The sequence below is a fragment of the Streptomyces yerevanensis genome (genome assembly GCF_000716805.1).
Classification (GTDB): domain Bacteria; phylum Actinomycetota; class Actinomycetes; order Streptomycetales; family Streptomycetaceae; genus Streptomyces; species Streptomyces flaveus.
The window spans coordinates 1-18,405 of sequence record NZ_JNWJ01000030.1 but is presented as its reverse complement, the minus strand read 5'-3'; the positions used below and the strand labels follow the sequence as shown (position 1 = coordinate 18,405).

The 18,405-nt window shown below is 68.1% G+C and carries 17 protein-coding genes and 1 pseudogene; 8 read left to right on the top strand and 10 right to left on the bottom strand.

Annotated elements, in window-relative coordinates; genetic code table 11:
• The first annotated feature begins 119 nt into the window (after window positions 1–119).
• Window positions 120–815 (top strand): DUF899 domain-containing protein, encoded by a 696-nt coding sequence (locus tag OP79_RS28435; protein ID WP_033324149.1) that lies wholly within the window; start codon window positions 120–122, stop codon window positions 813–815.
• 508 nt (window positions 816–1,323) lie between these two features.
• On the opposite strand, the gene OP79_RS57205 is transcribed toward OP79_RS28435, so the two are convergent.
• From OP79_RS57205 to OP79_RS28420, 3 genes are all read right to left on the bottom strand, one after another.
• Window positions 1,324–1,728, bottom strand: a complete 405-nt coding sequence (locus tag OP79_RS57205; protein ID WP_245685472.1) for a transposase family protein — start codon at window positions 1,726–1,728, stop codon at window positions 1,324–1,326.
• 376 nt (window positions 1,729–2,104) lie between these two features.
• Window positions 2,105–2,461, bottom strand: coding sequence for a hypothetical protein (locus OP79_RS28425; RefSeq protein ID WP_245685471.1), 357 nt, complete (start codon window positions 2,459–2,461; stop codon window positions 2,105–2,107).
• Window positions 2,462–2,683: 222 nt separating this feature from the next.
• Window positions 2,684–3,655 carry an aldo/keto reductase gene (locus tag OP79_RS28420; protein WP_033324148.1) on the bottom strand — a complete coding sequence of 324 codons (972 nt, stop codon included), beginning with the start codon at window positions 3,653–3,655 and terminating at the stop codon, window positions 2,684–2,686.
• A gap of 148 nt (window positions 3,656–3,803) precedes the next feature.
• On the opposite strand from OP79_RS28420, the gene OP79_RS28415 reads away from it, so the two are divergent.
• The 3 genes from OP79_RS28415 to OP79_RS28405 all read left to right on the top strand — a co-directional run bounded on the left by OP79_RS28415 (window position 3,804) and on the right by OP79_RS28405 (window position 6,094).
• Window positions 3,804–4,409, top strand: coding sequence for a TetR/AcrR family transcriptional regulator (locus OP79_RS28415; RefSeq protein ID WP_033324147.1), 606 nt, complete (start codon window positions 3,804–3,806; stop codon window positions 4,407–4,409).
• Between the two features lie 202 nt (window positions 4,410–4,611).
• Window positions 4,612–5,004 carry an ester cyclase gene (locus OP79_RS28410; protein ID WP_033324145.1) on the top strand — a complete coding sequence of 131 codons (393 nt, stop codon included), beginning with the start codon at window positions 4,612–4,614 and terminating at the stop codon, window positions 5,002–5,004.
• Window positions 4,997–6,094, top strand: a complete 1,098-nt coding sequence (locus OP79_RS28405; RefSeq protein WP_033324143.1) for a Gfo/Idh/MocA family protein — start codon at window positions 4,997–4,999, stop codon at window positions 6,092–6,094. Before OP79_RS28410 ends, OP79_RS28405 begins: the two co-directional genes overlap by 8 nt.
• Before the next feature lie 113 nt (window positions 6,095–6,207).
• Here the strand turns inward: OP79_RS28405 and OP79_RS28400 are convergent, their stop codons facing one another.
• The 3 genes from OP79_RS28400 to OP79_RS52220 all read right to left on the bottom strand — a co-directional run bounded on the left by OP79_RS28400 (window position 6,208) and on the right by OP79_RS52220 (window position 9,814).
• A complete protein-coding gene (locus OP79_RS28400) occupies window positions 6,208–6,993 on the bottom strand; it encodes an alpha/beta fold hydrolase (RefSeq protein ID WP_033324270.1) in 786 nt (261 codons plus the stop codon).
• Between the two features lie 416 nt (window positions 6,994–7,409).
• Window positions 7,410–9,593 (bottom strand): MMPL family transporter, encoded by a 2,184-nt coding sequence (locus tag OP79_RS28395; protein WP_078492055.1) that lies wholly within the window; start codon window positions 9,591–9,593, stop codon window positions 7,410–7,412.
• Window positions 9,594–9,598: 5 nt separating this feature from the next.
• The gene (locus OP79_RS52220) at window positions 9,599–9,814 is read right to left on the bottom strand and encodes a hypothetical protein (RefSeq protein WP_078492054.1); all 216 of its coding nucleotides are present in this window, start codon (window positions 9,812–9,814) and stop codon (window positions 9,599–9,601) included.
• 203 nt (window positions 9,815–10,017) lie between these two features.
• On the opposite strand from OP79_RS52220, the gene OP79_RS28390 reads away from it, so the two are divergent.
• The 3 genes and pseudogenes from OP79_RS28390 to OP79_RS58615 all read left to right on the top strand — a co-directional run bounded on the left by OP79_RS28390 (window position 10,018) and on the right by OP79_RS58615 (window position 12,501).
• The gene (locus OP79_RS28390) at window positions 10,018–11,193 is read left to right on the top strand and encodes a sensor histidine kinase (protein WP_033324142.1); all 1,176 of its coding nucleotides are present in this window, start codon (window positions 10,018–10,020) and stop codon (window positions 11,191–11,193) included.
• Window positions 11,168–11,839 (top strand): response regulator, encoded by a 672-nt coding sequence (locus tag OP79_RS28385; protein WP_033324140.1) that lies wholly within the window; start codon window positions 11,168–11,170, stop codon window positions 11,837–11,839. The genes OP79_RS28390 and OP79_RS28385 overlap by 26 nt, the downstream gene beginning before the upstream one ends.
• 232 nt (window positions 11,840–12,071) lie before the next feature.
• A pseudogene (locus tag OP79_RS58615) lies at window positions 12,072–12,501 on the top strand (hypothetical protein).
• A gap of 26 nt (window positions 12,502–12,527) precedes the next feature.
• Here the strand turns inward: OP79_RS58615 and OP79_RS55405 are convergent.
• The 4 genes from OP79_RS55405 to OP79_RS28365 form a co-directional block, all read right to left on the bottom strand.
• Window positions 12,528–12,854, bottom strand: coding sequence for a hypothetical protein (locus OP79_RS55405; protein WP_157857373.1), 327 nt, complete (start codon window positions 12,852–12,854; stop codon window positions 12,528–12,530).
• Between the two features lie 570 nt (window positions 12,855–13,424).
• Window positions 13,425–13,799, bottom strand: a complete 375-nt coding sequence (locus OP79_RS52210; RefSeq protein WP_169786222.1) for a transposase family protein — start codon at window positions 13,797–13,799, stop codon at window positions 13,425–13,427.
• A 114-nt stretch (window positions 13,800–13,913) separates the two neighbouring features.
• A complete protein-coding gene (locus OP79_RS28370; RefSeq protein WP_033324136.1) occupies window positions 13,914–15,410 on the bottom strand; it encodes a sensor histidine kinase in 1,497 nt (498 codons plus the stop codon).
• On the bottom strand, window positions 15,397–16,077 hold the full coding sequence (locus OP79_RS28365; protein ID WP_033324135.1) for a response regulator transcription factor: 681 nt from the start codon (window positions 16,075–16,077) through the stop codon (window positions 15,397–15,399). The genes OP79_RS28370 and OP79_RS28365 overlap by 14 nt, the downstream gene beginning before the upstream one ends.
• A gap of 128 nt (window positions 16,078–16,205) precedes the next feature.
• Between OP79_RS28365 and OP79_RS28360 the strand changes: the two genes are divergently transcribed.
• Window positions 16,206–17,735: a glycosyltransferase family 39 protein gene (locus OP79_RS28360; protein ID WP_033324134.1), complete on the top strand. Its 1,530-nt coding sequence runs from the start codon at window positions 16,206–16,208 to the stop codon at window positions 17,733–17,735.
• Window positions 17,736–18,405 lie beyond the last annotated feature (670 nt).

Here is an 18,405-nt window from a genome sequence, read left to right as displayed (position 1 = left end):
CTGCCCGCCATGCAGAGTGGTGCGAGCGGCACAGGGCGGCTCGGTCCGATGAGTTCCGGGGCCCGGTGGGGTCTACCTCTGCACGAGCGAAAGCTGTACACGAGTTCTGTGAGGGGACCATGACCACCCACGCACTACCACCCGTCGTCGACGCCGCCACGTGGGAGCGCCAACTCGAGGCGCTGCGTGCCCGGGAGAAGGCCGCGACGCGGGAGCTTGACGCCATCGCCGCCGAGCGTCGTCGCCTGCCGATGGTCGAGATGCCCGACTACACCCTGGAGGGCGAGGACGGCCCCGTTCGGCTGGCGGACGTCTTCGAGGGCAAGCGGCAACTGATCGTCTACAACCACATGTGGTTCGTCGGCAAGGAATGGCAGTGCCCGGGCTGCACGGGGTTCACCTCGCAGTACACCCGCCTGGAGTTCCTGGACAACTACGATGCGCGATTCGTCATCGTCACCCAGGGCCCGATCAAGGAGGCACTCGCCTACAAGCAGCGGGTCGGCAACCAGATGACGTGGTACTCGACTGCCGACAGCTCCTTCGGCGCCGACGTCGGCGCACCGCCCGACGCAGGATTCGCGGTCAACGTGTTCCTGCGCGACGGCGACACCGTCTACCGCACCTGGCACACCAACGGCCGGGGCACCGAACAGCTCAGTCACACCTTCCCGCTGATCGACGTCCTGCCGTACGGACGGCAGGAGGAGTGGCAGGACTCGCCCGAGGGCTGGCCGCAGTCACCCACCTACAGCCGGTGGGCGACGTCCAAAGACATCGCTGCGCTCTATGGGCCGGGCTCCGGCGGCGGCTGAACGACCTGCATCACGGCCGATGAGCGGGGGTGAACTCGGTGATGCTGCCGGAGCGCGACAGGGTGACTGACGAGCTGCGGCAGCAGGTGCCGATCGGCACCGTGCTGGACGGCGAGGTGTGCGCCGTGGTCGATGATCGGCTGGACTTCGTCCCGAGGTGCCCGAACCCGCGCGGGGGAGGCCTACCGCATCACCGGACCGGGCCCGGTGGTCGAGGTCGTCGCCGGGACGACCCGGCGTTCCGTGGTGACGGCAACCCGGCTGCGCAGCTTGCAAGCGCCCGACCCGTGCCAGTTGCATGGCCACAGGCAGAGAGGGAACGTGGGGTAGGGGACGGACGTGCCATGACTCGATCCTCAGGGAATCGAGCCTCCATCAGGCCCAGAGTGGTTCAGAACCGGCCACTGAGCACTGTGCATCGTGAAGTTGCTGGTCACGGGTCTGGTGTGCGCGGGGTTCGGGATGCTCGTGCTGGTCGTGGGTGGATGACTTCGGTGAAGATCGTCGGTCACCGGGAAACTTCGCGGTTCGTGAGGACGAGCAGGGACCTGACCAGGGCGGTCGCCCACGTCGGGTCGGTGCGGACCTTGCCGAGCACGCGCCAGTTCTTGAGGTGGGCGAAGCCGTGCTCCACCGGTGCCCGGACTGCTGCCAGCGCGGTGTTCGACAGCTTCTGGCCGCGGGTCAGGGGCCGGTTCCGGGCGGCCTTGTAGCCGGTGATCACCGCCGGGTCGGCGTCGGGACCGCTGTCATCGAGCCCGACGAAGCCCAGGTCGGCGATCGCCCCGAGACCGGCCGCCCGCAGCTTGGCGGTGAGCTGGTCGTGGCGGCAGGCGGTGATCTCCGAGGTCCGTCCGGGCCGGGCCGCCGAGACCCAGAGCAGTCGGCCGCGGTCGTCGGTGAACGCGATCACGAGCAGGCCATGGCATTTGCTCTTGCCGGAGTAGTTCTTCCGGTTCTCTTTGCCGGACTTCCCTGACCCACCGGGTCACGGTGGTGCGGTGTATCCCGTTGCCGCCGGCCAGGTCACCCGGCCGCTGGTCACAGCGCAGCACCGCCAGCACGATGGTGGCGATCCATCCCGGAGGCAGGGCCCGCCACCGCGAGCCGATCTTCTTCAGGTGGCCGCGCATCAGGTCGGCGAGCCAGTTCAGGGTGGCACTCGACAGCGGCAGGCGGGCGGTGTAGACAAGGCCGTCAGGGCCCTCGACGGGATGGTTGTTTTTCTTCACACCAAACTCAACTGCCGCCGGAGGCCCGCCAGTTACGTCCCGCCGGCGCCCGCCTCCCTACGCCTGCGCGCGTGCGGTGAACCTGCCGTCGGGACGCTTGTGCAGCCAGCCGCGGTCGGCGAGCTTGGTCATCTTCGCCCGCAACGGTTCCAGCTTCCCGCGTACCGTCACCTCAAGGCCCAACTCCTCTCCGACGGCCCTGACCTGCACCGGGCCGTCGGCAGCCCGCACGATCGCCAGGATCTTGCGGTAGTCAGCGGGCAGCGCGGCCTCGTCGCCCGTCTCGCCGCGGTGCGGGATCAGCAAAACCGCCTGCCCCGCCACCCGGGCCGCAGCAGGGGCGACGGCCGCGGCGGCCTCCTGCACAGCCCGGTCCTGTTCGGCCAGCCGGTGCAGGACCCGCTCGGCGATCACCAACCTCTTCTCGCTCGGCTTGGACCTTCGCCAGCTGCTTGGCCAACTCCTCGGCTCAGACGATCTTCACCATGGACACCCGCCGACGACCAGCGCGAGTACCCCGCCCGCCCCGCACACCAGACCCGTGACCTGCGTACTTCATGTTGCACAGTCTCATTGGGAATGCGGCACTCTTCGCCCGGATGCCGACCCGCGGCGTGCGTGATGGTACGTCTTCGATCAGCGGTCGATGGCGGCCATGTTGTCCGCGTCGTAGCGCTCGCCGGAGGCCGGGGGCAGGTCGTTCAGGCGGGCGACGTGGCCGGCGGTGAGCTCGATGTGGTCGGCGGCGGCGTTCTCCTCCAGCCGGGCGACTCGCTTGGTGCCGGGGATGGGCGCGATGTCGTCACCCTGGGCGAGCAGCCAGGCCAAGGCGACCTGTGCGGGCGTGGTGTCGATCTCGGCGGCTACGGCCCGGACCTCGTCGACGATTCGCAGGTTGCGTTCCAGGTTGCCGTCGGCAAAGCGGTGGTTGGTGCGGCGCCAGTCGTCGGCGTCAAGATCGTTCAGGGAGCGGATGTTGCCGGTCAGGAAGCCGCGGCCAAGCGGGGAGTACGGCACGAAGCCGATGCCCAGTTCGCGCAGGACGGGCAGGATCTCGGCCTCCGGGTCGCGGGTCCACAGGGAGTATTCGGACTGGACCGCGGTGACCGGATGCACGGCGTGAGCGCGGCGGATCGTGGCGGGGCCGGCCTCCGACAGGCCGATGTGGCGGATCTTGCCTTCGGCCACCAGTTCGGCCAGCGCGCCAACGGTCTCTTCGATGGGCGTGCCGGGGTCCACCCGGTGCTGGTGGTAGAGGTCGATGTAGTCGGTACCCAGGCGCTTCAGTGATCCCTCCACGGCCAGGCGGATGTTGGCCGGGGTGCTGTCCGGAGCCGAGCCACCGGTGTGGGAGATCAGTCCGAACTTGGTCGCCAGCACGACCTCGTCTCGGTGCCCCTGCACGGCCCGGCCGACCAACTCCTCGTTGATGAAGGGGCCATACCCCTCAGCGGTGTCGATATGGGTGACCCCGAGGTCCAGAGCGCGGTGGATCGTGCGGATCGACTCGTCGTCGAACTGGCCGGCGCCGGTGTAGAACGCCGACATTCCCATGGCTCCGAGACCGATGCGCGAGACCTTGAGGCTGCCGAGCGAAATGCTTTTCATGGCGCGGACTTCCCTTCCCATCAGTTCAGTACCGGTCGGTGCAGAACGGTAGCACATCAAGACCGGCCGGTACTGAACTGCGTTCGTCGCCTTGTGAGGATGAAACTGCTGGTCAGTGGGGATCTGTACCGAGGGGTACGCTTGTGGCATGGGTGACTCGCGTAGGGCCGTCATGGGTCGGCCTCGAGGATTCGACATCGACCAGGCGCTGGAACGTGCGATGCGGGTGTTCTGGGCGCGAGGTTACGAAGGTGCAAGCCTCGCTGAACTGACCGGCGCCATGGGGATCACCAAGACGAGCATGTATGCGGCCTTCGGCAACAAGGAGCAGTTGTTCCGCAAGGCCCTCCAGCGCTACGGTGCGGGGCCGGCCGCCTACGCCACGCGCGCCCTGGAGGAGCCCACCGCACGGGCTGTGGCCTTGGCGTTCCTCCGCGGAGCGGTCTGCACCACGACCCCTCCCGGCGGCCCCTCCGGGTGCCTGACCGTGCAGGGTGCGCTGGCGTCGAGCGAGGAGAGCCGGGCCGTCCACGACCTGCTTGTCGACTGGCGCAACGACGCGGGGGTCCGCCTTGAGGAGCGCTTCCGGCGCGCCGTCAACGAGGGTGATCTTCCGTGCAACGTCGACCCTCGGCGTCTTGCCCGGTTCATCATGACGATGGGTTTCGGCATCGCCGTGCAGGCCGCCAACGGCCTCGGTCCTGCTGAGCTCGATGAGATCGTCGACACGGCGTTGCTCGGCTGGCCTGCGTAGCGGCTGCGCCCCTTCGCTCGCCCCGGTGAGACATTCTCCTCGCACGAGGGCCGTGACGGTGCGGCAAAACTTCTGTACCGTTCGGGACAGAAGTTTCGGGCAGTGGTTCCTCCCCCTGCCGACGATCACCGCGACGAAACCGTCAAGGGCCGTCGCGAAACACCGAGCATGACCTCCGCTCCGGGGGCCGAAGAAGGAGATCATGTCCGACACCGACCTGCGCGAGTTATACCTGCGCTACATCGGGGCGCTCAACGCCCACGAGATCTCCCGCATGGACGAGTTCATCAACGACGAGACCACCCTGAACGGCGAGCCGGGCACTCGAGACCAGGTCATCGCTGTGCTGAACGGCGCCATCGACGCGGTCCCGGACTTCCACTGGGAGCCCCGCGAGACCGCGGTCGATGGTGATCGCCTGGCCGCCCGTCTGACCAACACGGGCACGCCCGCCAAGGAGTGGCTCGGCGTGGCTCCCACCGGCGCCTCGTTCGAGATCGTCGAGTACGCCATCTACCAGGTTCGGGACGGGCGGTTCGTGCACATGACAGCCCTGCACGACGCCGAGACCCTAAGGCGGCAGCTCGGTGCCTGACCCCCGTAAGCCGATCGGCGTCGGCATCGTCGGCCTGAGCGCCACGGGAGGCTGGGCGGCCGGGGCTCACCTGCCCGCGCTGAGCGCCGTCGACGGGATCGAGCTTCGCGCGCTGGCGGCGAGCTCCGAAGCCTCGGCCCAGGCCGCGGGAGCGGCGTATGGCGTACCCGCGTACACGTCGGTCGAGCAGCTCGCCGGCGACGAGAACGTCGACCTCGTTGTTGTCGCCGTCAAAGTGCCTCAGCATCGCGAACTCGTGTTGCCCGTGCTGAAGGCGGGAGTGCCGGTGCTCTCCGAGTGGCCGCTCGCCGTCGACCTGCGCGAGGCCGAGGAGATGGAGCGTGCCGCCGGGACGACGCGCACCTTCGTCGGTCTTCAGGGACGATCCTCGCCTACCTTCCGCTGGCTGGCCGACCTCGTGTCCGAGGGATTCGTGGGGGAAGTGCTCTCCGCCACCGTCGTGGCGTCTTCGACCGAATGGGGCACTCCGGTGTCTCAGAACATGGTCTACACGCTCGACCGCAAGCTCGGGGCCACGATGCTGACCATCGCGTTCGGACACGCGATCGACCTGGTGTCGATGGTCGTCGGCGAGCTTCAGGACGTGGTCGCTACGACCGCGACCCGACGCCGCCAGGTTCCCCTCGGGCGCACCGGGCAGGTCGTTCCGATGACCGCCGAGGACCAGATCGCGATCTCGGGCACCGTGGCGGGCGGGGCGATCCTGTCCGTCCACCACCGTGGAGGCGCGGCATCGAGTGCAGGGTTCTCTCTGATCATCGACGGCACGGAGGGGAGACTCGAGATTACCGCCGCCGAGTTCCCGCACATCGGTCCGGTCACGGTGCGTAGCACACGCAGCGGCGGTCGGCCTACGAAGGTCACGCTGCCCAGCGGCTACGACGACTATCCCGGCCTGGCCGGAACAGTGATCCACACGCTGGTCCACGCCTACGCCGCGATTCGAGACGACCTCATCCACGGAACGGCTGTCGCCCCGGACTTCACCCACGCCGTCAAGCGCCACCGACTCCTTGACGCGATCGTACGGTCCGCCGCCACAGGCCAACGAAAAGCCCTCCATCCTTAGGCGCGCAGCCATCAGACGATCTTCACCATGGACACCCGCCGACGACCAGCGCGAGTACCCCGCCCGCCCCGCACACCAGACCCGTGACCTGCGTACTTCATGTTGCACAGGTCTCAATGGGCGAGGAACGGACCCAGTACCGCGCTGAGTTCGGCGGACGCGTCCATTGCGATGAGGTGGGCGGCAGTGGCGAACTCGACCAGGGCGGCGTCGGGGATCTCAGTGGCGTAGCGGCGGGCGATGTCTTGGAAGTCGGTGACGTCGAGTTTGCCGACGCCCACCAGTGTGGGGACGGAGATGGCGGCGAGGTCGCCGGTTGCGGGACCTTGGGAGTGTTGGCCCACGGTGGCCTGGTTCACCAGCGATGTCCGCAGGGGGCCGCGGAGTTGGTCGGTCAGTCCGTCGGCCACCTCATCCCAACTTCGAGCGGGTCCGCGTAGCCACATGTTCAGGTTGATACGTACGGCGGCGTCCAGGTCGCCCGCGTCCAGAGCCGCCGTCTCGGCCTCGTCGTACGCGATCATGTCCGCGGACCAGTGGTATCGCGGCCAGGGCGCGGCGAGCATCGCCAGTGAGTGCACCCGGTCCGGGTGGGTGAGCGTGAAGTCCAGGGCCACGCGGCCACCCCAGGACGCGCCCACGAGCCGGACACGTTCGTGGCCGAGGTGGTCCAGGAGACGGCGCAGGTCGTCGGTCTCGCGGAACGGGCCGGTCGGGGGTGCGGACTCGCCGAAGCCGCGCAGGTCGTACCGGATCACGGTGTGCCGTTCTGCGAGAGAGGGCACGACCGCGTCCCACATGTGGTGATCGGCAACACCGGCGTGCACGAGCACGACGGGCGAGCCGTCACCGGCTATGTCGTAGGCAAGGTGTCCGAGGTCATCGTCGAGCATGAGCATGTGCGGATGATCGCAGGACCACAGCATATGGGCCAACGAGGCGCGTATCGGTCCTGATCAGTCTGTGGGATCGGCCCAGTAGGAGAGCTTGATCCTCACTCGGACCATCCAATGATCACGACTCGATACGCGCCCTAGTGCCTAGCACTCTCGGAGACCTCAAGGTCAATGCGTTGCAGCCAGGCGCTGATGTCACGATCGGCTTGATCTCCCTTTTCGCCCTGGACGGCCGGGCTTCCCCCTCCGCGGCAGCGAGAGACGCGTTCCAACCGGGCCACCCGCGAAGGGAATGCGTTCCTCCAGCGGCGCGGGTCACGGCGTGCACCGTGATCTGCGCCGCTGCGATCTCACCGGCACCGCCGCTCACTGCGGAGGCGACGTGGGCTTGTGGTGATCCGAGCTGCGCCGAGGCGAGGTCAGTTCTGCTCAGGGCGCTCGATGGACACCTCGGGCAGTTTTCGGGCCAGCGGGGCAGGGAGCCACCAGGCCCATTTGCCGAGCATCTGCATGGCGGCGGGAACGATGAGGCATCGGATGACCACGGCGTCGAGCAGGATGGCGACGGCCAGGCCAAGTCCGAACTGCTGGAGCATGCGGTCGGAGCTGAGGACGAACGCCCCGAAGACGAACATCATGATGGCTGCGGCGGCGGTGATGACCTTGCCGGTGGAAGCGAGCCCTTCGCGTACGGATTGCGAAGGGTCTTTGGTGCGCGTCCATTCTTCGTGGATGCGGGAAATGAGGAAAACCTCGTAGTCCATGGACAGCCCGAAGACGATCGCGAAGATCAGCGCGGGGATGAAGGCTTCGATGGGGCCCGGCTGAGCTCCGAACCAGCCGTGCTGGAACACCAGGGTGATCACGCCCAGCGCGGCGGAGATGGACAGCAGGTTCAGGATGGCGGCCTTGACGGGAATCCAGATCGACCGGAAAACCAGCAGGAGCAGGAGCGAGGAGACGCCCACGACGACGGCGACGAACAGGGGCAGCCGGTTCGCGAGTGTCTCGGAGACGTCCTGGGAGGCGGCCGTGGCACCGCCGACCAACACCTCGGCGCCAGTGGTGTGCTCCAAGGGCGGGGCCACGTCGTCGCGCAGATGGTGCACGAGGTCCACGGTTCCCTCGTCCTGCGGAGAGGTCGTCGGGTAGACGAAGACGGTGGACAGAGCGCCGTCCGCGGAGGGCAGCGCAGGGCTGGCCTCGGCCACGCCGGCGGTAGTGGCGAGCTTTGCCTGGACGGCCTTGCCGGCTTCCTGATCGCCCTTCACCAGGACGATGAGCGGACCGTTGAAGCCAGGGCCGAAGCCCTCGGCGAGCAGATCGTACGCGTGGCGGGACGTGGTCTCCTGCGGGTCGTTGCCCGAGTCGGCGAAACCCAGGCGCATGCCCAGTGCCGGTGCGGACAGGGCCAGGAGCGCGATCACGCCGACCGGCAGGGTCGGGATCGGGCGTCGCTGCACGGCACGTGCCATGGCGCGCCAGCGGTTACCTTCGGTCTTGCCCTTCTCGGTGGCCTTGGCCTGCTGCTTGAGGACATGGCGTTGGATACGCCTGCCGAACAGCGCCAGCAGGGCAGGCAGCAGAACCAGGGAGGCGGCCATGGTGATCAGGACGGTGATGGCCACCGCGAGGGCGATGCCCTGCAGCGAGCCGAGCCCGAGGGCGACCAGGCCCAGCAGGGCGACGATGACCGTGCAACCTGCGAAGAAGACCGTGCGGCCGGCGGAGTCGAGGGCCTTGCGGCCGGCCTCCGCGGGCTGGGCACCGGCCAGGAGTTCATGGCGGTAGCGGTAGAAGATCAGCAGCGCGTAGTCGACGCCGACGCCGAGGCCGACGAGCATCAGGATGGGCGGGGTGAAGTCGGCGACGGTGAAGATGTGCGAGGCCAGGACGATCAGGCCAATGGCGCCGCCGACCGCGAACAGTGCGGTGATCAGCGGCAGTGATGCCGCCAGCAGTGAACCGAACAGCAGCACCAGGATGACCAGGGCGGCCACGATCCCGGCGAGCTCGGCGGTCGGTCCCGCCTTGTCCTCCGCATTGCGCGCGGCCTCGCCGCCCACCTCGACCTGGAGGTGCTCGGTGGCGATGCTCTGCGCGACGTCGATGATCTTGGCGACGTCCTCCTTGGGGACGTCCTCTGTCTTGCCCTCCAGTGTGACGGACGCGTAAGCGATCGCGCCGTCCTTGGACACCGCTGAGGCATCGGCGAAGGGGCTGCGCACGTCGGCGACCCCCGCCATGTGCTTCACCTTGGCCAGCATCGGTTCGAGGCTGTCCTGGGCGCTCTTGATGCCGGCGGTGTCCTTGAAGACGATCTCGACGCTGTCGCCCGCCTGGTCACTGCCGTGCTTCTTGAACAGGTCGGTGGCGGCCTGGGAATCGGTGCCCGGCAGCGAGAAGTCGTTCTTGTACGCGGAGCCGGCAGCGGTGGAGCCCAGCGTGATGGCGGCCACCACGGCCACCCAGAGCAGGAGGGCGGCCCAGCGATGACGCTGCGCCCAGCCTGCCAGGGCACCGAACCGTCCGACGGGCGCGGAAGCGGCGCCCTGTGGCGCAGGCGGGGCAAGGGACGCGGCGGAGCCGCGGGGGGAAGACATGATGCCTACCTCGAATTCGAGCGAGTGTTGCCTGGGGTCATCGCCACGCCCACGACCGCTCCTGCAAGAGCGGGTACACCAAGCGCCAGCCCGGCGAACACACCACTGACCGTGATCGAGAACGTTCCGGCGACGGTGACCAGCAGAATTCCGGCAGCGGCACCCACGAGTGCGCCGACGAAGGCAGCACTGATCCGGGCGGGGGTGAGAGACGACGACATGCCCTCGATCGTGCTCGTGAACCCCGGGTGCGGGCGTCGGCCTACGGCTGACAGTCGGCCTGCACCAGCGGCAGGAAGCGACGTCCGCGCCGTACACCAGCCGATGTACGGCGCGGCTGCTGCGTACCTCTCCAGCACACAACCTCGACGCAAATACGGACATAAAGCCCTAGTCCCCGTCGTGCCGCAGGCAGAATGAAGCAATGCCGCACCTCGATGCCACGCGCCTCCGCCTGCCCACAGGGCCACGTGCCGACATGGCGCTCGCCGGGGTCGTGCTGGTGCTGGCAGGGGTAGCCGAGGGGCAGCGACTGGGCTCGAACTGGGACGCGACCACATCGGTGATCGGCTCCTGGCTCCTGGCGGTGGCGGTGTGTGCAGCGCTGCCTCTGCGCCGCCGCCACCCGGTGGCGGTCGGCTGGTTCACGGTGATCGGCACAGGCGTCTACTACCTGCTGAGCACGGTCGACGGCCCGCTCGTCGTGATCCCGATCGCCGCGCTGTACGCGCTGGCGGCCCAGGGACGGACGCAGGCATCGGTCGTCATGGCGGCGGTGATGGTCATCGGCGTGGGGGCGGGTGTTCTGGTTGGCACCGGCGATGTCAACGGCACAGCGGTGTTCATGCTGACCGGCTGGCTGGTCGCGGTAGTGGCGCTGGGGGCGATGCGCCACGGCCGGGTCGCTTACGCCGAGGAGGAGGCGAGGCTGCGCGCCACGCAGGAGCGGTTGCGCATCGCCCGTGAACTGCACGACGTGATCGGCCACAACATGTCGATGATCCACGTGCAGGCGTCGTCCGCCCTGCACCGGCTGCGGAAGGACCCCACCCAGGCGCAGGAAGCGCTGACCGCCATCAAGCAGGGCAGCAAGGAGGGCCTGCAGGAACTGCGCGCCACCCTCGGCGTACTGCGTCAGGTCGACGACGAGGCTCCCACCGCGCCGTCGCCGGGCCTGTCCAGGATCGACGAGCTGGTCTCCTCAGCCGCTCGGGCGGGTCTGGACGTACGCATCGAGCAGAGCGGAACCCACTCACCGCTACCGGCATCGGCGGACCTCGCCGCCTATCGCATCGTCCAGGAATCACTGACCAACGCCGTCAAGCACAGCGACGCCCGGCACGTCGTCGTCCGGATCCACCACGGCGACCGGGAACTGACGCTCAGCGTCCAGGACGACGGGCAAGGTGCGACCCGTTCCGGGCACGGGGGCGGCAGCGGGATCGCGGGCATGACGGAACGGGCGCGCGCACTGGGCGGAACACTGAGCGCCGAGCCCGGCCGTGCGGGCGGGTTCATCGTCCGGGGCCAGCTACCGTTCTCAGACCACCACGAGCCGATCGGCGGAGCAGTTGATGATCAGGATCCTGCTGGCGGATGACCAGCGCCTCGTGCGCGCCGGGATCCGCGGCATCCTCGACGACGAGGACGACCTGCACGTGGTCGCCGAGGCTGCCGACGGGCAGGCCGCCCTCGCCGCCTGCCGTGAACTGCAGCCCGACGTGGTGCTGATGGACATCCGCATGCCAGTCATGGACGGACTCGAAGCCGCTCGTCACATCACCGCCGACGAGGAACTGGCGGCGGTGAAGGTGGTCATGCTGACGACCTTCGACCTCGACGAGTACGTGTACGGGGCCTTGCGAGCCGGCGCCACGGGCTTCCTCGTCAAGGACACCGAACCGGCGGAACTCCTGCACGCGGTGCGCGTCGCCGTGCGAGGCGACGCGCTCATCAGCCCCTCCATCACCCGCCGGCTCATCGCCGAATTCGCCAGCCGGCCGGACAACCCCCGGGAGCCCGACCAGCGCCTCGACGCGCTGACCAGCCGCGAACGTGAAGTCATGCAGCTGATCGCCGCCGGATGCACCAACGACGAAATCGCCGCACGACTGGTGGTCTCGCCTCTGACCGCGAAGACTCACGTCAGCCGCATCATGGCCAAACTCGGTGCTCGGGACAGGTCGCAAGTCGTGGTCATGGCCTATGAGTACCGCATGGTCAGCCCCGGTTGGCTGACGGACTGAATCCCCGGCTACCACCAGATTCTTGTGATAGCCGGGGATTCATTGTTGGACCGGAGGGGCCTCACCAGCTCCCTTGCCAGTCAAGTTAGTCGTCGCAGGTCAGCGCCGAGCGAACGACTGACTTCACTGTCAAAGGACATTGTGATCATTCGCCGTAGTTGGCGGATGATCACGTGGTTGGCGAGCGGCCCAATCGAAGTCATGAGCCACGACGGCGCTGTCACGTTGGCTGATGACGTGGGATGATCTCCGGGTTGATCATGCCGGAGGGGCGTTTGTGAAGAGCAGGTCGCCGTCGTACAAGGGGCACCGGTACCCGGCCGAGGTCATCTCCCACGGTGTGTGGCTGTACCACCGCTTCCCGCTCAGCTTCCGCGAGGCCGAGGAGCTCATGCTCGAGCGCGGTGTCGTCGTGTCCTACGAGACGGCCCGCCGCTGGTGTCTGAAGTTCGCGCAGACCTACGCCAGCGCACTGCGCCGTCGGCAGCTTCCGCAGCACCGGCGGAGCCCAGCGGTTCCTGTCCGCGTTCAGCGGCATCTCACCCCACTTCCGCCCCCGCCGCCATCTGATGACCGCTCCCGGCCATCGGGCCGAGATGACCGTCCGCTTCGCGACCTGGGACCAGGTAACCGGAGTCACCGGCCGGCCCGCTGCGGCCTGAGCACATAGCCACACCCCGACACCCCTTCACCCGACGACGCACTCGATAAGTTGACAGCGCCCATGGTTGGTCCACCGGCGGGTGATGAGCAGGTCGGTGTCCTCCTCCTCCGCATCCTCCTCCGACGCGGAGGGCGCAGTCGCGCGGGGGTTGGAAAGAGAGATGAGGATGACTCCGGCCACTGCAACGGCCACGCCGCCGATCACAACACCTGCTTGGCGCACGTGCCCGAGGCTGTTCCATCTGTCCGCGATGCGCTGGCGCAGGGTCCGTTGGCCGTCGCTGCCGTCTGGCTGCGGGTCGGAGGGCTGAGGATCACCACTCTGGGATGTCGAATCCTCCGGCGCAGCCATCTGACGGGCCGTCCTCTCTGCTCTGGGAATCGGAAGTTTAGAGGCGTGCCAGGGGCAGCGGCAGCCGCTAGTTTCCGTTCGGAACCGCCCCGAGGGCCGGTGCCTTCCACGCCTCCGGGGCACAGGGCCTTCCCGGGCCATGCCAAGCAGCACTCGACTCACATGCCTGACACCAGAGCGTAGCGCCTGACCTGCGCAAAGTGCTTCCGCACCCTAGATAACATCGGGTCCAGGGGGCGGCTGCCGTCATGAAGGACTGAATCCACACGCGGCAATTGCCCCGTATCGGATGGAAGTTGGCTGTCTGCCCCGTGGGATGCGCTACAAAAGCCGTGATCCGTTTGGGGACTTGGCCCGGGACCCACGAGGATCTCGGTGACCCGATGGGCCCGCCGGACAACTTCCTACGGCCGTTCCGGCGAGCCATCGATCGGGTCTAGCGTTCCTTCACAGAACAGGACCCTCAGTCAGTTGTGTTCATCTTGAACGTGCAGGTCACGGGGGTGGCATGGGTGGGTGAAGTCATGCTTGTGCTGGTCGGCGGCGGCTGTCTGCGGTGAAGATCGTCGGTCAGCGGGCGATCTCGTGCCAGTTGAGGACCATCAGCGCGCGGACGAGCCGGGTGGCCCACTTCACGTCGAGGCGGAGCCGGGTCAGTACGCGCCAGTTCTTCAGGTGTGCGAAGGCGTGTTCGCAAACGGCTCGTTCTGCGGCGATCAGCTGGTTGACCTGCTTCTTCGCGTGCGGGAGCTTCTTGCCCTTGGGCTTCTTGTAGCCGGTGATGACCACCGGGTCGCTGCTGTTGTCGCCACCACCGTCGAGGCCGACGAAGCCGAGGTCGGCGATCGCGGCGAGGCCGGTCGCACGGAGTCGGCCGACCAGGTCGTCGTGGCGGCAGGCAGTGATCTCCGAGCCGCGCGCGGGTCGGGCGGTGGAGGTCCACAGCAGCCGGGCTCAGCCAGGTGGCGGGTGAAGTGAATGATCGTTTCTGCGGCAGTGGCGGTGGGCGTGGTCATCTGGTGGTCTTCCGGTTCTGTAGGGCTGCCGCGGTGAAGCGCGTCATTCCTCGGCCGGGGTGGGGGCTTGGGGAAGGCGTAGCTGGAAGCATGCTCCGAGGCTCCGAGGGGTGAGGGTGAGGGTGCCTCCGTGGCGGTGGGCCAGATCGCGGGCGATGGCGAGGCCCAGGCCGGTGCCGCCGTGGTCGCGGGAGCGGGCGTCGTCGAGTCGGACGAAGCGTTCGAAGATGCGCTCGGCGTCCTCGGTGGGCACGCCCGGTCCGTCGTCGTGCACCGTGAGGACCACCCAGGCGTCCTGGTTTCGGATGGTGATCTGGATGCGGTGTGCGGCGTGGCGGGCGGCGTTGTCGATGAGGTTGCGCAGCAGTCGTTCGTATTCGTCGGGGTTTCCGTGTGCGTGTGCGGGGGCGGTGCTGTCGCAGGTGAGGGTCAACGGTCTTTCGGTGAGGGGGTATTGCTCGGTCAGCCGAGAGGCGAGGGCTGTCAGGTCGACGGTGTCGGGGCCGGCTATGGGGGTGCGGGTGTCGAGGCGGGCGAGGAGCAGCAGGTCTTCGGCGAGGGCCTGGAGGCGGCGGGTCTGTCGTGCGGCGGTGGTGGCCGCGGCGGGCCAGTCGGTGCGTTCCGGGTAGGCGAGCGCGACTTCCAGGCTGGCCAGCAGTGTGGTGAGGGGGCTGCGTAGTTCGTGGGCGGCGTCCGCGACGAAGCGGCGTTGCTGGGCGGCGGCGTCGTCGAGGCGTTGGAGGGTGGTGTTGATGGTGGTGGCCAGGGCGGTGATCTCGTGTCCCGTGGCGGGGACGGTGACGCGTTCGCGGGGGTCGCTCGCGGTGACCGAGGCGGTGAGGACGCGGATGGCTTCGACCGGCCGCAGCGCGATGCGGACGGTGAAGTAGGCGATGGCGGCGATCAGCACAAGGCCGACGAGACCGGCCCGCAGCAGCAGGTCGTCGGTGGTGCCGGCGATCTCCTCGGCTGTGTCCGGAAGCACCACCACATAGGCCCGCAGCGTGGCGCCGGCGGTGACGCCCAGGGCGGCGGCCTTGTCCTTGCCCAGTTCACCGGCCCAGATGTCGTTGTACAAGACCAAATAGGTCTTGCCGGCCAAGTCGTATCCGTACACGGAGTTGTAGTCGCGGCGCTCGGGTATGCGGAGGGGCCGCATCGCATAGCCCCCACCGTCATTGTCATCCCGTGTCGGGGCGGAGAGCGCGGGTGGGGCGGGCAGCACATGGCGGGCGCGGGGATCGAAGTCCTGCATGGCTCCGCCGGAGGCGACAGCGGTGCGTCGGCCGGTCGCGACGACCTCGTACGGCGCGGCGCTTCTGGGACCGGGAACCGAACCATCCCTCAGCTGATCGACGAGAGCGGCGAGATTCCGCTCGGCACGTTCTTCGGCGATGGTCATGCTCTCGCGGTAGACCTCCTGGTGCACCCACCAGCCGATGCCGACCAGGACGACGGCGGCGGCCAGGGCGGCGGCCAGGGCTGTGCGGGCTCGTACCGAACGAGGCCACCAGCGGCGTCGCGGCTCAGTCGCGTTCACGGTCGTCCACCAGCCGGTAGCCGGTACCTCGTACGGTCTGCAGGGACTGCCGGTGGAACGCGGCGTCCACCTTCTTGCGCAGTGCGCTGACGCGCGCCTCCACCAGGTTGGGATCCCAGGCTTCGTCGGGCCACGCGTGATAGAGCAGATCCGTTTTGGAGACCGCCTGGCCCGCCCGGCGGGCCAGCAGCTCCAGCACGGCGAACTCCCGGGGTGTGAGGTCCACCCGGGCCCCGGCCCGGCGGCAGACCCGGCCGGCGACATCCAACGAGAGGTCACCCACGGCAAGGACGGGCGGGGCGACCGTGGCGGCTCGTCTGACCAGGGCCCGCAGCCGTGCGACGAGCACCATGTAGGAGAAGGGCTTGGCCAGGTAGTCGTCGGCCCCCGTGTCCAGGGCCTCTGCCTGATCCCAGTCCCCGTCCTTGGCGGTGAGTACCAGGATGGGGGTCGCGTTGCCCTCCCGGCGCAGCTGGGCGCAGACCTTGTAGCCGTTGAGTCCGGGCAGCATCAAGTCCAGTACGACAAGGGCGTATTCGCCGGTCCGGGCCATCCACAGTCCCTGCCGGCCGTCATGGGCGAGGTCGACGCTGTAGCCCTCGGCGGTCAGACCGGTGTGCAGGGTGTGGGCAAGGTCCACCTCGTCTTCGACCACCAGAATGCGCATGTGGTGCAGCCTCGCACAGCACCGGCCCGCCTTCCTGATCGGCCGGTCAGGTTGGATCAGCAACCGGTCAACGAGGTCCCGGCACGCTGGCGGAATGTCTTCGCCACTGCTGAAAGGCCCTGCCGCCGATGTCCCTTGATGAACGTGCCCCCGCCGTGGCCAGGACGGTTTCCCCTCCCGTACCCGCCCGTCGACAATCACCTAGCCCGGCCAAAGCCGTAGTCGTCATCGCGCCCTTGGCGCTGACCATCGCTCTGGGGCTCTGGGGTATCCGCAGGCAGAACACCATGTGGGGGGACGAGTCCGTCACCTATCAGCTCGCGCACCGCGATCTTTCACAGATATGGCACACCGCCCAGCATATTGATCTGGTCCATGCCCTCTACTACGCCGTGATGCATGAGATCTTCGGTCTCTTCGCCGGAGGGCTGCTGACGTTGCGGCTGCCGTCCGTGCTGGCCATGTCCGTGGCGGCGAGCGGAGTCGGGCTTCTGGGGCTACGCCTGGCGGGGCCCCGTGCCGGGCTGCTGGCCGGGCTGGTGTTTCCACTCCTTCCCCAGGTACAGAAGTACGCGCAGGAAGGCCGCTCGTATGCCATGGTCTGTGCATTGGTCACCTGGGCCACCTATGCGCTCGTGGTCAGCGTCCCGCATCGCGCCCGGTGGCGGTGGGCCGTCTATGGCTCCACCATGCTGCTGGCCTGTCTGCTCCATGAGTTCGCGGTCCTCGCCCTGATTGCACATGGCGTCACACTGGTCGTCTCCCGTGTTCCACGACCGGTGCTGAGAGCGTGGAGTGTGGCTGCCGCGGGCGTTGTGGCCGGGCTGTTGCCGCTGGCGATCTACAGTGCGGGGCAGTCCGAGCAGGTGTCCTGGATCGGCGGACCGGTGCGGCTTCGTTATTTCCTGGTGGTGGCGGTCGTGGGCGTGGCGTGTGCCCGAGCACCCCTGGGGGTGAGGGGGCCCGTTCAGCTTTCCGTGCTGGCTGTGCTGATTCTTGTGCTTCCGGGCCTTCTGCTGCTGATCGCCTCACTGGTCAAGCCCCTTTTCGTCGACCGGTATGTGCTCTACAGCAATCTCGGAATCGCCTTGCTGCTGGGCGCCTGGATGGATTACTTCCATCGGCGGCAGCGGTCTTCCCGCAACGCGTGGATCGCGGCGGTTGCCGTACTGGCCGCGCTCGTCCCGCCGAGCCTTTCGCTGAGGACGCCCCAGAGCCGGAGCAATGACGTCACCGCCATCGGCGCCACCGTACGCAAGGAAGGCCGTCCCGGCGACGGGCTGCTCTATCTCGCCGGCCAGCACCGGATCTTGACCGCGGCCAACCCCGAGGACACCCGTTTTCTGACAGATCTCGCCCTGGCACAGGATCCCGTTTCGTCGAACACACTGGCAGGTGTCGAGCTTCCCGCCCAGGAAATAGCGGCACGCATGCTGGAATTCGACCGGATCGTCGCAGTCCGCGCAGCGGGTGCGCACCCGCCGGCCAACCCGCAGGAGGAAGCGAAAACGAGCACCCTGCGGCGCCACTTCCGCGAGTACGGAACAACCCGTGTCAACGGGGCGCGAGTCACCGTCTATGTCCGAGACCACGACCCGTCTCCGAAGGCCGGTCCTGGATCCAACAGCCCGGGAGCGAGCGGTGGGGTGATGAGGTGACCGCGACTGGTGCCGGCCGGGCCGGCACCACCGCGGTCACGCTGTCTCGACCCGGAAGCCGCGGACCTTGACTTGCCGGTCGCTGCTGCCGTGGGAGGCTGCGGCTGTTCTCCGCCGCTGCCCACCTCATCGCGACCGCACGCCAACGGCGCCTGCGATTCGCCCGCCACCGGCCATGGACGGAAGAGATCGCCGACACGATCAGTCGGCTCGGCACCTTCCCGGACCCAGGCTGACCGACAACAGCCGGGGGAAGATCCGGGACGTCGGGGATGTCGGCGATGTCGATCTCCTCGGACCCCGACGAGCAGCAGAGCCACCGACCGGACCGTGGCAACCGGCGCCCTCCCGATGCGACGAGCGGGCCGCCTGCGTGCCCGCACACGCACCGCGACGACGAATGGGGCGGCAGGATGAAGGCAGAACCTGCTGACGACCTGGATCCGGGGCGACGCCGGCCTTGAGCGTTCCCGGTCTCGGAACATCCACCGATGGGTCACACCATGCAGGCTGGGAAACGATCAACGTGCGCGTGGGAACTGCCACGGAAACCCGCAGCCATGTGCGCTGATGCACCGGTAGGCCGTGGGCGAGGTGCCTGCGAGGCAGGCCCTTTTCCCACGACCCCCGGTCCGAACCGGACGTGCCCGTTTCCAGGCATCCGGCTCTC

Coding starts and splice junctions, on each gene's coding strand:
- OP79_RS28415 (WP_033324147.1), top strand. CDS start 3,804: ATGGGTGACTCGCGTAGGGCCGTCATGGGTCGGCCTCGAGGATTCGAC.
- OP79_RS55405 (WP_157857373.1), bottom strand. CDS start 12,854: ATGGCTGCGCCGGAGGATTCGACATCCCAGAGTGGTGATCCTCAGCCC.
- OP79_RS28435 (WP_033324149.1), top strand. CDS start 120: ATGACCACCCACGCACTACCACCCGTCGTCGACGCCGCCACGTGGGAG.
- OP79_RS28420 (WP_033324148.1), bottom strand. CDS start 3,655: ATGAAAAGCATTTCGCTCGGCAGCCTCAAGGTCTCGCGCATCGGTCTC.
- OP79_RS28365 (WP_033324135.1), bottom strand. CDS start 16,077: ATGCGCATTCTGGTGGTCGAAGACGAGGTGGACCTTGCCCACACCCTG.
- OP79_RS28400 (WP_033324270.1), bottom strand. CDS start 6,993: ATGCTCATGCTCGACGATGACCTCGGACACCTTGCCTACGACATAGCC.
- OP79_RS28410 (WP_033324145.1), top strand. CDS start 4,612: ATGTCCGACACCGACCTGCGCGAGTTATACCTGCGCTACATCGGGGCG.
- OP79_RS28395 (WP_078492055.1), bottom strand. CDS start 9,593: ATGTCTTCCCCCCGCGGCTCCGCCGCGTCCCTTGCCCCGCCTGCGCCA.
- OP79_RS52220 (WP_078492054.1), bottom strand. CDS start 9,814: ATGTCGTCGTCTCTCACCCCCGCCCGGATCAGTGCTGCCTTCGTCGGC.
- OP79_RS28385 (WP_033324140.1), top strand. CDS start 11,168: ATGATCAGGATCCTGCTGGCGGATGACCAGCGCCTCGTGCGCGCCGGG.
- OP79_RS28390 (WP_033324142.1), top strand. CDS start 10,018: ATGCCGCACCTCGATGCCACGCGCCTCCGCCTGCCCACAGGGCCACGT.
- OP79_RS28360 (WP_033324134.1), top strand. CDS start 16,206: ATGTCCCTTGATGAACGTGCCCCCGCCGTGGCCAGGACGGTTTCCCCT.